The sequence below is a fragment of the Mycobacterium kiyosense genome (assembly GCA_021654635.1).
Taxonomy (GTDB): Bacteria; Actinomycetota; Actinomycetes; order Mycobacteriales; family Mycobacteriaceae; genus Mycobacterium; species Mycobacterium kiyosense.
The window spans coordinates 1992904-2005669 of sequence record AP025179.1; the positions used below are offsets into that span (position 1 = coordinate 1992904).

The following is a 12766-nucleotide window of genomic DNA, read 5'->3' on the forward strand; positions in this document are numbered from 1 at the left end:
CTCTACTGTGCTTTCCGCTGTAGCGGCACTACGTTGTCCGCTGGCAGCGGCACCGGCCGGGTAGTGGGGCTAGATTTTCCGCCGGTCTCGGTCTTGAGCACCGCCGCGTAGATGTCCATGGTCGTGCTGATCTTGGCGTGACCCAACCATCGGCTCACGTCCCGAACGTGCTCTGTGGCCAATGTGGACACGGCTGCGCTATGCCGCAGATCGTGCCACCGGGAGTGCGGAAACCCTAGGGCGTCTAGGGCGGGCAGCCAGAACCGCCTGTACACGTTCTGCTCGTCTATCGGCCGGGTCCAATCGAACCGGTCGGCGCTGTCACCGGTATTGCGGCCAGCCGTAGATGCAGCGGCCTTTGCGAAGCGGCCAGGGAACAGGGGAGCGCGCGGGTTATCGGCGTCCTGGTGTACCTTCGCCAGATAGTCCCGCATATCGTCGGCTAACCACGGGTCCAGCGGCACTGTCCGATAGGCGTTCTCGGTCTTCAGCGGCTCCGCTGTCCAGGCAGGTGCCCGTTTCTTGCGAGCCACCGTCGCGGTTCCGCAGGTGCCGGGGAGGGTGCTCAAGACCAGGTCGCCAACCTCCAGGCCTTGCAATTCGCTGGCGCGCACTCCTGTAGCAACGCTAAACAGCACGGCCAGCGCGTACACCGGGTTGGCGGGCTTGATCGCCACGAACTTGCGGCCGTTTTTGGCGAACGCCGGTGGTGCGGTGCTCGGTAGCGATCCACTGGGCAACGGTTGCTACCTGTTCCACCGTGAGGCGGGTGTAACGCTTGCCCTCGGTGAAGTCACGGTGCCGCCGCAGACTAGGAAGCCGCACAGCGGCCGGATTAGTGGCGATGGCTTCGTTCTCCACTGCGGTGTCCAGGATCATCCGCAGCACCGAAACTGCGTGCTTGATCGTTCCGGCGCTCAAGGGCCGCTTGGTCCTGGCGGACGTAGTAGAGGCCAGTTCGGAACGCAGCTTCTTGACGTCTGCCACCCGAATGGAGGCAACCGGGCGGGGACCCAGAGTCGGCGCTACGTACAGCAGATAGTTCGCGCGGTACTTGGCCACGGTGTCGGCGTCGATAGTTCCGGCAAGGCCGTCGAAGAACTGGCTCGCGTACTGTCCCAGCGGCTTAGCGGCCAGGTCTCGCGCTTCACCGGGGTCCAGCCGCATCTCGGCTAGAGCCTGATCGACTTTGGCCTTTCGGGCATTGGCCTGTTCCTCAGTGGGGAAGGCTTCGCCACGGTGACGGTGCTTGCCTGTCGGAACGCCGAATTGGTCTCGTACCGGTTCGCGCCACCGGACTTGATACGTCAGTAGGGGGTTGCCACGCTTGTCCAGCTTGCCGGTTTCGCGCTTACGGATCGTCGCGGCCATTACCGAGTCCCCTCTTCTGATGACGAGTCCTCGTCTGTAAGGGCTTCCAGCAGTTCATCGGGTATGTCCGCCATGCCCCAGCACGTCGGCTCTGGCTGTTGGCGTTCCGGGTCTTCCTGGCCGTCCTGCCGACGTTTGCGCTTCATGCCGACACCGCCGTTGATGCCGTGGCGCTGGCGTAGATGCGCCGCACAGTAGACGGTTGCCACACCGGATTGCCTAGTGGTGATAGGACTTTCTCAGCGGTGAGCGCGGAAGCGATAGCGTCATAAGTCCAGCCGGCGTTGCGGTCCTGCACTATTCGCCGCACCACCGAAGCCGATGCAGCTCTAGGCCTTCCGATTCGTTCGCCTCTGCGCTTCTTGGCGGCAAGAGCGGATTTCGTTCGTTCCGATATCAACTCGCGTTCGTACTGGGCGAAGTTGACCAGGTTCATGGCCATCATCCGGCCTGCTGCTGTGGTCAGGTCCACGCCCAGATCCAGAATCACCAGCGACCACCCTTGTGCCTGTGCTGCTTCGATGATGTTGGCGGCGTTGACGATTGATCGGCTAAGCCGGTCCAGCTTGGCAACCACCAGACCGTCTCCCTGCCCAGAAGCCAACAGCTGCAACACTTCCGCGAGCTTCGGGCCGATTGCCTTTCCGGATACCCCCCTCGTCGGCGAAGTGCTCTACGTTCCAGCCGCGTCGAGTGGCCTCAGCACCGATGGTTTCGGCCTGTGCCTCTAATCCGTTACGCCTGTCGGCTTGCTCGTCGGTGCTCACCCGTGTGTAGCCAAACATTAACGGCTGCATCGGTTCTGGTGTTCCTGCCTTCGTCGGCATGTTGCCTGTCCCTTCCTGATGTGGGGCGTAACCGAGCGGTTGCGCCTTACGCCTTAAGTTTTAGCCGACTGGTACAACCGTGGCTACAATGTCCGACCTGGGCAAACTCGTCACTACCGGCGTGGCCGGGCCGACTCTCCCCCACGGCAGGCCGTGGCTTTCTGCCATCGCGGCGTTTGCCCAGTTGGCGGCGCGGATGGCAGCCTCGCCGGTGATGTGCCGCTCGGCCCGCTGGTTGCGCCTGTCGCGGTCGCTGGAGCGCGGCCTGCCCTGTTGTTGCGGCCCGGTGTCAGAAGACGGCTGCGCGTGCTCGTCAGCTTCGTAACCGGCCGAACCGTATCCCGTAGTGGCGTCTGGGGATACACCTGCCCCGGCACCTGCCTGACTGCTGTCGGCGTATGGGTCGTAGGCAGGGGCTGGGGAGGCATCGACGCCGGCTGAACTGCCTTCTGGCACTGCGGCACTAGGGTATCCGGCCGTCTGGGGATCACCGCCGATAGAGTCGAATACTGTCTCATAGGGTTTGGTTTCGCCCTGGGACAGCACGACTTCGGCAGGTGCCTTCAGGCCAGCGCGGTCCAGGGCGTCGCGGATGGCGGCCAGCTTGACGGACTCGTTGTCGGCGGTGAGAGCGATACCGAGAAGCTCGCGGGCCATCAGATCGGCAGCGTTCTCGATACGTGCTCTGGCAGCAGCTTTGACGTGTTTGGCAGCACCGCCGTGATAGCGGCAGACGGTACCGCCTTTGATAGCGGCGTTCTTGCATCTGTCGCCGTTCTTCCGATGCGCTCCGCAGCGTCTTTCCGGAGAGGGGCCCTGCGGCCAATCTCGCTGTTCCCGTATTGGTTCATCGCTTCGATAGGTCCGTACCGGCGTCTCTATGACTGCCGGGAGGTTTCTGTCCTCTGGAAGCTCTTCCGCCTCTACATCGATGATTTCGGGTTGATCGTTATTACGCATGCCCTTTGCTCCTTGCAGGCCGTTTCTCTAGTGCTTCACGGGGACACGGGGGAAATTTTTCCCCGTCACGGCTTAGCTCTGAAAAGGGAGAGGGCAGGCAGGGCGGCGTCAGAGTTAAAGTGTCACGGGGAAAATTTTCCCCCGTTTGCCCGTGTAGCAGCATCTGGTTGCGCGTCGGTCGCATTAGCCGTTCTCCTTGCCGTCCGTACCGGTTTCGGCTGCTGCTGGCGGGATGATGAACCACCGTGTCACCTTGCTTTCGTTCTGTGCGCCATCGTCTTCCACGGTCCAGCCCGCAGCACGCAGTCCCGGGGCGTTGCGTTTCAGCAGCGCCGTGACGCTTTTGGGTGACCGTGGCCACTCGCTGGGCCGAGGGTTGATCGGGTACCGGCTGTCCAGTTGTTTGCGGATCTCACTGGAGGTGGCACCGCTGTTCGGTGTGGTGTAGCGCTTGTCGACCAGGAAGGCGATAAACGGGTTATCGCCGATGGTGTCGCTCAGCGCTCGGCTGACCCTGGCGCGGTACAGCGTCAGGCAGTTGCTGTTCTTGAGCTTGTCCAGGCACGCCAGGACACGGGCAAAGTCAGCCATACGCGGAAGGGGCTGCGGCTCAAGGTGCGGCAAAGCTTGTTGCACTTCGGCCGCGATATCCAGTACCGCGCCCAAGATTGCCGGTGCATCTGTCGGCCAGCGCTCGGCGATTTCTTCTTCGGACAGGCGCTGTTCTTCCGGGATGACTTGCAACTCAAACGACACTAGGCGGTCGGCGAAGTCGCCGCGGACTTTGTCCAGCGCTATGCCATTCATGACAATGGCGCGGCGGAACACCAGGATGGACAGATCATCGTCGGTATACAGCGAGCGCTTGGACAGGCCGCTGCCGGTTGCGGTGCGACACATCGCGTCCGACAACCAATCCGGCACGGCAGAGATGTTGTCTAACGCCACCACCCAGCTCGCGGATGCGGTAGTGGCCCAGGTGATTAGGTCTTTGGGTGGGCCGTGGTGTGGCAGCACTGTCGGGTCGATCAGGGAGGCGAAACATGTGGTGCTGCCGGACTTGGCGGTGCCGTGCTCCCCGCAAAAGTGGGTGATGGGCTTGGCGGTATTGGGGTTGATTAAGGCGTCAACCAGAAGGCCTAGCACCAGCTTTCGGTCTTCCTTGGCTACGTGCAGATACCGGAACAATGTCCCCACCTTGCCGCCGCGCTGCGGTTCCTCCATAGCGCCGGTGTTCTGGGTGCGACGGAAGGTGTAGGGACACTCGGTGACAACCTCCCACCGCCCACCGCTGACTTTGATCACCCGGTTGTGCTTGTCGGCCATGTCGATATAGACGGCCTTGCGGTCACCGGCCACCCGCACGTATAGCTGAGTCGGCTTCTCGTTAAACGCCTTGCCTTCCATGACGTTCATCGCCGCCGCCAACGATGCCTGCGCGGCCGCAACGCCGAACTTGTCGTAGTACTCGGCCGACAACCGTTGACGCAGACCCAGCTGGTTGCCTTTGAGGTTCAGCGCAACGTGCTGCGCGTCCAAGCTGTAGGCGAAGGGTTTACCGTCCGGCGTCACACCGAATCCGTACTTGTCCTCTGCCATCTGGACGAGCAACGTTGCCTGATTAGGCTTTCCACCACCTAGGTGCGGACCTTGATCGTCGTCGTCGCCGTCTTCGTCGATACCGGCCTCGGGCCAAACTTCCGTATTAGTAGGCTGCCCAGCGCCGTCATCGGCGGCGACACTGGCGGTCGGGTCTGGCATAATCGCTTCTACCTTCGATTCGGTGTGCCCCGTTCTCTTCCAGCAAGATTGGAGCGGGGCACACTATTGCGTTAAGTACGAACGTCTTTCATTTCCTCGCCTTCCTCGGCGTAAAATTTCAAGCAACATGCGGATGGGTTTCATCGGCCACTAGCTGTGAGCGCGCCTCCGTTGGTCGGGCAATGCGACGAACTTCCAATAGCACTGGGAATCAGCACTTACCGTGCATCCGGCGACTCTGTAGACACCGTGAGCTTGCATGTCCGTGAGTAGCGCTTGGAGATCTTCGGCAGATCCAGATCCGCTGTGCACCTCGTCATTCAGTGCGTTCAGGTGTGCGAATGCTTCGGTGAATTGGTGTTCAACCTGTAACCGTAAGTCTTCGCACGACGTTCCACCGTCCACCTCAACGGTTTTGGCGTAGCCTTCGCTGCCGGGACAGCCCGAACTGTCCGGAAGACCATGCCATTCGTCACGACAGAGTAGACACTGCAACGCATACGGGGCGTGATAATCGTCTTGGTCGTGCGTCAATTGGTTGTCAACCAACTGATCGATGGCGTCGATTAGGCCGTCGATGTCCCTTGGCATGGCAGTCAGTCCACGATCCGGTCACCAGCTAGCCACGCCTCAACATCGTTGTGGGCGTAGTAGATCCGGCCGTTGACCTTGGTACGCTTGAGTGGCTTGCGCCCTTCGTAGGCGGCCGTAATGACGGACTTCTCAGTGATGTGCTTGAGGCCGCGCGCGTGTGCAATGGCGACTACTTCCGCGCGGTCATAGAACTGCTGTGCTGGCGCAGACATTACTACTCTCCAATGACTTACCGGGCCGGGCCGGTTGCCCAGGAACCCCGTGGTAAATCAGACGTTAGCCGACGAACGCGCAGGAAGCAGCAGTTTCTCGCCGTAAGCTATTGTGCTCCAACGCTTTACGGTGCCTCTATTGCGAATTATCGCTGTTACAGCATCTGCAATCACTCGGATGGCCCCAGATTCCTGTGACACAGCCCGGCCATCACAGCACCTGTGAACAGCCAGACGGTCGCTAGAGCAGCCGCTTGTTAGGCATACTCTCGGGAGTCGGTGCCGGAGCACCGGTCACTTTTCAGCTGTAGACGGTCGGCGTTGCTGCTTTCTGCCACTCCAATGGCCCAGTGGACTAAGCGGGTGAATTCTTGCCGGTCGCGGTCCCAGTGCTCCCGCAGCGTGCGGATCACGGTTCTGGCGGGTACATAGCCAATGCGCGCTTCCGACAGCCCCACCTTGAGCGCTTCCCGCATAGCGTCGTGGGGACTTCTGCCGCGCCGCAGCAACACGGCGTGCAGCTTCACCAGGGCGGCAATCTTGTGGGGTCTGGCGTTGCCGGTGTAGCGGGTGCAGAACTGGCCCACGGTGGTCCTGGTGTCGCCACCCACCACCCCAGCCCCTGCCTGAACCGTATGTGCTGCTAGGTAATCGGTCAGCTGGTCAGGCACAGCCGGCGGTTCACCAACACGAACAATGCGGCGGTTGCCATAGGGAGGCAGTACAACACCGCCGCCCAAGCAGCGGACCTCTCCGAACGGCAGCGTTGGGTTGCCTAGGTGCAGGCCGGGCGGCAGACGAAACCAATAGTGTCCCCGGTTCGGACTCTCATCCGGCCGGGTGTTGACATACACAGCAGCGGCCAGATGTCCACGCAGGTGCCGGGGAGTGGAGTGCGGCCGGTCAACGTCGATCACCACACAGCCGAACTGGCCAGGAGAGGTGGCAAGAGCTTTGAAGGGGCCGAACTGTTCTCGCCACCGCAGCAGCCGGGCTGCGTCGGTAGTGATGTCGCGGTAGCCGACCAGGTTCCAGCACGATTTGCCCTTGCCTTTGGCCGGGTCAAACGGTGCCACCGGGATACCGTGGGCAGCGTACTCCACGGCGGCGTCAAACACGTCCAGGCCGGTGGTATCCGGAAACGACAGCGACACTTCATCACCTCAGTACTGAGTCGGCTTCGGCGAGCAGCCGTAAAGCTTTCGCGCGCTTACTTTCGGCCTTGGCGCGCCGTGCTGCTCGAACGGCATCGGGCTTCATGGCCGCAATTGCCACAAGTGCCGCGTGCTTAGCAACCACGGCCCGCACCAAATCGCTCGACACGTCCAGGCGCAGGCTGATGTACCCGGTGCAGTAGCCCCGATTGTGTAGGTGCACGATTCGTTCCTTCTCGAACACTAGACAAGCCAGGGGTCTTCACGCGGCTCCCCTTTGCGGTTGTCGACCCACTTGTGCAGCGGACCCGCGTAGTCGGGATGAGTGAAGCTCACCCAGCTCAAGGCATCTAGGCACTCATCGCAGATCTTCCACGCGTACACATATTCGCCGCGCTTGTATACCAGCGTCTTTACGGCTTCGGTGACCTGGTGGTCGTAGCAGCGGTGCAGCAGATGGACATTGCATTTGGTGACTTTGCCGAGCTCTTGACGCAGGTAACCCGGCCAGTCGTAAGGGATCTCCAGTGCCACAGCGTGGTTGCTGCGAGTGGTGAGCACATACAGGCGGTTCGCGGTGAGTGGATCGGTTTCGACGTAGCCGGGTGCTCGGCGCGTATCGAGGAGTCGTTCGCCCGTTTCTTCGCAGTCTTCCAGGTATTGGCGGAACCGCTCAGAGGCCAACATCTGCGGGATCTGGTCACCCTGGGGCACAAGCTTGCCGGTGTCGGGATTTCTAGTGTCGCAGGTGTCGTATGCCGACAGGTCGTCGTAATCGCCGTTGGCGTCCAGAATGCCGCAGATGTGGATTGCTGCCACAGCCGCCATGGCCGCACCGTAGGCGTTTGCTTCGCGTTTCTGGACGTCGGTAAACGGCTGCCAGGGTATGCCGGAAGCCCTCACACCGGCCCGCAGCGCGGCGTCCACGCGATTCTGCAAATCAGCGTCGAACTCGTCGTCGTCAAGCATTGTGTTCCTTTACATTCGGTCCAGGTCGGTACCCGGTGATCACAGCGCCTCGATTAGGGCGTCCAGGGCTTCTCGGCTCCAATAGGCCTTGCGACCAACGATCTTCGGCCGCGACAGTTTGCCGGTGTAGTAGGCGTGGTACTTCACGGTCTCCACCGTGGCCGCTGCGAACCCCAGCGAATTGAGGTAACGCGCGGCCTCTTGCAGGTTGAGGAACTTGGGAAACGACGCGGTTCTTGTCATGGCTGTAATGCGCTCTCTGACTCTGCTTTACGAAATCGGCCGTGACACATGGCCACTGGGGCAAATTCTAACCGACTCTAGCCCGCGCGTGCGCACCCTCAGATGGGGGCCGCGGCCCGAAACGCGATGGGGTATAACGAGTTAACGGGCATTGGACACACGCGCCGCGCAAGTCCCCAGGCATCTGGCCGGCTCCCTTACAGGAGAGCTAGCGCAGTCAGCTAGGCCGCCGTCGCGAAGACGCGAGTGGTCCCTTCAGCGCTTGCGTCTTCGTTCCACGGTTCCCCACCGAACTTGTACGGAGACAACAATGACCACTCTCACCACCGCACGAACCAATCTGACTGACTTGCAGTCGCTTCGCCTTCCGCCGTTTGGCGGTGAGGGCGGTTACGGCACTGAAGGCGATGTGTTGGTCAATGTGACCGCCGATGGTGTTGACCTCAATGTCATCTGGGCCGAAGTAGCCGCAGTCATCAAGGCGTGGAACGCCGAACGGTCAGCCTTGACTAGCCTTATGGCCTTCAACACCACCGATGCTGCATCGGCCATTCCGCAGAGCCGGTCCAGCGACAGCTTCGAGGAAGCGTCGGAATTTGGTGAGCCAGAGGGCATCCGGCCGCCTAGCAACTACCACCTCATGGGGTAAACCTTCAAGGACTTCGACCTGGCGACCCGCTGGACGTGGAAGTTTTTGCGAGACAGCACCGCTGAACAGGTCCGCGCGGTTGCCAACTACGCGTTGGATGCCGACAACAAGCTCACCACCGGCACCATTCTTGAGCGTCTATTTGACCCAACGCAGCGCGAAAACAACTGGGGCCATCCAGTCTTCGGGCTCTTTAACGGCGACGGCCTGCAACCTCCGGCCTACTTGGGGAAGGAATTTGCGGTACCACACCAGCACTACCTCGTCAGTGAGAGCGCGGTAATCGACTCTGCAGACCTTGAGACAGCCGTTCGCAAGGTCACCGAACACGGCTACGGAGTGGAGTCCAACTCCAAGCTGCTGGCGCTGATGAACCCGGCCGAAGCAGAAGTGGTGTCTACATTCAAAGCTGGCGTAGAAAACGCGACCGGCATTTTCGCCAAGCATGATTACATTCCGTCCCAGGGAGCACCGGCCTACTTCTCTCCCGACGAGATCGTGGGCCAGGTGGCGCCGGAGTCCTACAACGGTCTGAAGGTTCAAGGCTCCTACGGCCCGGTGTGGGTGATCCAGTCTGACTTCATCCCGGCCGGGTACTTCGCGGTGGTTGCCACTTACGGAGCCAATAGCCCCAACAACGTGATCGGTTTCCGCGAGCACGTTCAGCGTCAGTATCAAGGCCTGCGTACGATTCCCGGACTGCAGCCTGGATATCCCCTGGCCGGGGCTTACTTCCAACGTAGCTTCGGTGTTGGTGTGCGCCGTCGCGGCCAGGCCTGCGTCACCCAGATCGCAGTCGCTGGTGAATACACCGTTCCGGTGATCCCGAAGTGACCCCGTCAGAGTGGCTGAGCAGCAACCTGGCTCATGTCCTGGTTGCCGTGGCACAGGCCGGTGCAGCGCTTGCCGGCTCAACTTCCGAACCTGTTGCAGCACAGACGAATGCTCACCCGCCAGCAGGTTCGCAAGATGTCTAGCACCGGTTCCCGCATCTCCGGTTGCGGCAGCGACGACATTCGCCGTCCGCTGGACATGGACGAGCTTGACGCTGAGGCTAGCGAATTCTCCTGGGGACCGGGTCTGGTGCCGAGAGGCTTCGAGTCGGCACCGGTGTCAGAGGGCGGCATGTACTCGGGTCTGACCCCCGACTGCACGCCACAAGTCCGCGTGGAACGGCGGTAGGAGGCATCAATGGCTACCAAGAAACAGGCGGCAGCTCGCCTCAGGTTCACCCGCCAGGCTAAGGCCAAGGGCAGCAGCAAGATCGGCCGCCGCGCTAAAAGTTCCGCAAGGCAACGCAAGAAGTCCTAACAGACCGGCTGCGCGCGGTTCTGCCTGTAACCCGACGCGCGCCGCACTTGGCCGCCTGGGTTCCTCCATTCCGCCTGGGCGGCCAAGTGGTATCTCGGCGTAGGCAGGGGCCGGGGTGGTGTGATCCTGCCGCTATGTAGTTATCAATGTTCGTGACCGTTGTGCGGGTCAGCAGTGCCAGTCGCGGAGTCGAACCGCGATTCGGGCAGCAAGATGCGCGACGACCGTCCCGGCGGTGTGCGGCCAGAGCTTTCTACCGCCGCGCAAGGGGAGGAAGCTTCTGGCGCTCTTCGTCCAGGATTTCCTCGGCGCTCCACTTCGCCTCGATGTACTCCAGCCACCTAATCAACGGCAATAGCCGAACCATCTGGTCTTGATCAACCGTTAGCTCGATATCGCCGAATTCAGCCTGCTCGAACAGGTAACCCATGTGAGGCAGCAAGTTGCCCGCCTCGACAAGTAACGCGGTCGGTATCTCGGTGTAGGACACAGCTATTCCTCTCGGATGGAAACACGGCATCCTCACCGATTGTGAAGATGGACCACGTTGTTACGGGCCGTCGTAACGGTAAGCACCAGAGAGTTAGCTGTGCAAGGGCTTCACGTAAGAGCCTGGAGCCGTGAACTGCGTTTCTCTACGGAATGTGGTTACCACAGCTATTAGCTGTTCTGTTGCATCATTCGCAGCAGCGGCGGAACCGGCAATCGGCGGTAAGTAGCGGCTATATTGAGCGGGCAACGCGATTACGGCCCGCTTTGCGCCATGGTCGAGCGGGCGGTCCAAGGGTGGTGTGTGATGCATATCACACCTGTTGTGGGTGGACGGTTTACCACACGGCTAGCTGCTGGCGAGGTGCTGTGCCGCCGACAAACCAGGCCAAGAGTCGCGGCGGGGAGGGCGACTGTTCGTCCTAGGCCGCCCGCCCGGCCCGAAAAGTTGCGGGCCGAACCTCCCGCGCACCGCTGTAGACATCACCGGAGCCAACCGGTGCGCCACCCACGTGCAGTCTCGGCATGCCGGTGTGAGTGTGCCCGTCGCGGCTTCCGTGTCGGCCACGGCACCACCTACGCCCAAGTGAACCTATCCGCGCAAAGTGTGGACAAAGTGTGGACGTAACGACCGGCGGACGGCGCAAGTGCGTCTGTTAGCTCGGCTAGTTACCCACTCTGATCTGGCGCTTTTGTTGCGCCCCCGGCACGACTCGAACGTGCGACCTAGGGATTAGAAGGCCCTTGCTCTATCCACCTGAGCTACGGGGGCAATGCGCAGGTCAGTCTATCCAACCGCGAAAAATGAAGCGGCACAGACGACACAACCGAACGGATATGTGTTTAGCCAGGCTTTAGATCGGCTATGGTGTGAGCCTCGACACACGTACAACATCGGCCGGTCATCGGCCGTCAACCGCAACGAGGCGTGTGCCTGACGTCGAGGGGTGGACTTCGTTATGTGCTTGTCCAGTGTGACTTCGCGGTGCTCGCGGGTCGGTGCTGAGGCGCTACGACAGGGTGCTCATCTGGCTGCGGACGCCAAGGACACCTACCGGGCTGGTGCTTTGTTGCTGCGTGGATCGCCTTTCGCGGTGGGTTGGGTGGCCGGCTGGCTGGCCACCGAATTTCCGCCGCACGTGGTGACCGGGCACGCGCTGACCCGGATCGCTCCGCCCTCGATCAACCGGGTGGGCGCCAACTGGGCCGCGCAGCGCGCCGGCGAGGCGCTCAACGCTGCGCTCGAGCACGCGTTCGGTCCTGATTTCCGCGACCTGGTGTACCACCCGACCACCAACCGGTCGGTCTTGCCGCGGCGCGGCTTGCTGCCCAAGCCCAAGCCCGGCCCGCATCGCCGCTACGCGGCCAAAACCTCCAACATCTCCTACGGTCCGGGCGGCAACGAGCATCTGCTGGACATCTGGCGCCGTCCCGACCTGGCGCCCGGGCATCGGGCGCCGGTGCTGATCCAGGTGCCCGGCGGCGCGTGGAGCGTCAACGGCAAGCGTCCGCAGGCCTACACGCTGATGAGCCGGATGGTCGAACTCGGCTGGATCTGCGTGTCGATCAACTACAGCAAGAGCCCGCGGGCCAAGTTTCCGGCCCACATCGTCGATGTCAAGCGGGCCATCGCCTGGGTTCGCGAGAACATCGGCGACTACGGCGGCGACTCCGACTTCATCGCCATCACCGGCGGCTCAGCGGGTGGACACCTTGCCTCGCTGGCCGCGCTCACCCCTAACGACCCGACGTTCCAGCCGGGCTTCGAGCGCGCCGACACCACGGTCCAGGCTGTTGCGCCCTACTACGGCGTCTACGACTTCACCGACTTCGACAATATGCACGAAATGATGCTGCCGTTCCTGGAGCAGTTCGTGCTGAAGGCCCGTTTCGACAAGCATCCGGACCGCTTCGTCGCCGCCTCGCCGATTTCCTACGTGCACAGCGAGGCGCCGCCGTTCTTCGTGCTGCACGGTGAGCGCGACGAACTGGTGCCCAGCGGCCAGGCCAGAGCTTTCTGCGCGGCGCTGCGCGGCGCCGGGGCCGCCACGGTGTCCTACGCCGAACTGGCCAACGCGCATCACGCATTCGACATCACCCCGACCGTGCGGTCCAGGCTGGCCGCCGACGCCGTCGCCGACTTCCTCGGCGTCGTCTATGGACGTCGGGAGAGCGCAGAACTCAGTTCGTTCGCGTTGTCGGCCTCGCCGGCCAGCTGACCCGGGT

Annotated in this window: 14 protein-coding genes, 1 tRNA gene and 1 pseudogene; 3 read left to right on the forward strand and 13 right to left on the reverse strand. The window is 62.0% G+C overall.

The features are described from left to right. Positions 1–2 precede the first annotated feature (2 nt). From L6444_RS09535 to L6444_RS09580, 11 genes are all read right to left on the reverse strand, one after another. Positions 3–677, reverse strand: coding sequence for a tyrosine-type recombinase/integrase (locus tag L6444_RS09535; protein ID WP_236981946.1), 675 nt, complete (start codon positions 675–677; stop codon positions 3–5). Next, the gene (locus L6444_RS09540; protein WP_236981947.1) at positions 628–1371 is read right to left on the reverse strand and encodes a hypothetical protein; all 744 of its coding nucleotides are present in this window, start codon (positions 1369–1371) and stop codon (positions 628–630) included. Before L6444_RS09540 ends, L6444_RS09535 begins: the two co-directional genes overlap by 50 nt. 142 nt (positions 1372–1513) lie before the next feature. Next, on the reverse strand, positions 1514–1987 hold the full coding sequence (locus L6444_RS09545; protein WP_459551918.1) for a recombinase family protein: 474 nt from the start codon (positions 1985–1987) through the stop codon (positions 1514–1516). Then, on the reverse strand, positions 1923–2198 hold the full coding sequence (locus L6444_RS30515) for a recombinase family protein (protein ID WP_459551919.1): 276 nt from the start codon (positions 2196–2198) through the stop codon (positions 1923–1925). Before L6444_RS30515 ends, L6444_RS09545 begins: the two co-directional genes overlap by 65 nt. Positions 2199–2258: 60 nt before the next feature. Further along, positions 2259–3158: a hypothetical protein gene (locus L6444_RS09550; RefSeq protein ID WP_236981949.1), complete on the reverse strand. Its 900-nt coding sequence runs from the start codon at positions 3156–3158 to the stop codon at positions 2259–2261. Between the two features lie 183 nt (positions 3159–3341). Further along, positions 3342–4919: a hypothetical protein gene (locus L6444_RS09555; protein WP_236981951.1), complete on the reverse strand. Its 1578-nt coding sequence runs from the start codon at positions 4917–4919 to the stop codon at positions 3342–3344. Positions 4920–5515: 596 nt separating this feature from the next. Beyond that, positions 5516–5725, reverse strand: a complete 210-nt coding sequence (locus L6444_RS09560; RefSeq protein ID WP_236981953.1) for a DNA-binding protein — start codon at positions 5723–5725, stop codon at positions 5516–5518. 257 nt (positions 5726–5982) lie between these two features. After that, a complete protein-coding gene (locus tag L6444_RS09565) occupies positions 5983–6879 on the reverse strand; it encodes a bifunctional DNA primase/polymerase (protein WP_236981955.1) in 897 nt (298 codons plus the stop codon). Positions 6880–6883: 4 nt separating this feature from the next. Then, positions 6884–7123 (reverse strand): hypothetical protein, encoded by a 240-nt coding sequence (locus L6444_RS09570; protein ID WP_236981957.1) that lies wholly within the window; start codon positions 7121–7123, stop codon positions 6884–6886. Continuing rightward, positions 7123–7848, reverse strand: a complete 726-nt coding sequence (locus L6444_RS09575; RefSeq protein WP_236981959.1) for a hypothetical protein — start codon at positions 7846–7848, stop codon at positions 7123–7125. Before L6444_RS09575 ends, L6444_RS09570 begins: the two co-directional genes overlap by 1 nt. A gap of 39 nt (positions 7849–7887) precedes the next feature. Next, entirely contained in the window at positions 7888–8091 is a 204-nt protein-coding gene (locus L6444_RS09580) for a DNA-binding protein (protein WP_236981961.1), read from the reverse strand. A gap of 310 nt (positions 8092–8401) precedes the next feature. Between L6444_RS09580 and L6444_RS09585 the strand changes: the two are divergent. Then, positions 8402–9574 (forward strand): annotated as a pseudogene (locus L6444_RS09585) (hypothetical protein). Positions 9575–9709: 135 nt separating this feature from the next. Continuing rightward, positions 9710–9922, forward strand: a complete 213-nt coding sequence (locus L6444_RS09590) for a hypothetical protein (protein ID WP_236981963.1) — start codon at positions 9710–9712, stop codon at positions 9920–9922. Between the two features lie 382 nt (positions 9923–10304). On the opposite strand, the gene L6444_RS09595 is transcribed toward L6444_RS09590, so the two are convergent. Together L6444_RS09595 and L6444_RS09600 are read right to left on the reverse strand one after the other, a co-directional pair. After that, entirely contained in the window at positions 10305–10541 is a 237-nt protein-coding gene (locus L6444_RS09595; protein WP_236981964.1) for a hypothetical protein, read from the reverse strand. A 697-nt stretch (positions 10542–11238) separates the two neighbouring features. Further along, positions 11239–11312: transfer RNA gene (locus L6444_RS09600), tRNA-Arg, on the reverse strand. Positions 11313–11499: 187 nt separating this feature from the next. On the opposite strand from L6444_RS09600, the gene lipQ reads away from it, so the two are divergent. Further along, entirely contained in the window at positions 11500–12759 is a 1260-nt protein-coding gene (gene lipQ, locus L6444_RS09605) for an esterase LipQ (protein ID WP_236983961.1), read from the forward strand. Positions 12760–12766 lie beyond the last annotated feature (7 nt).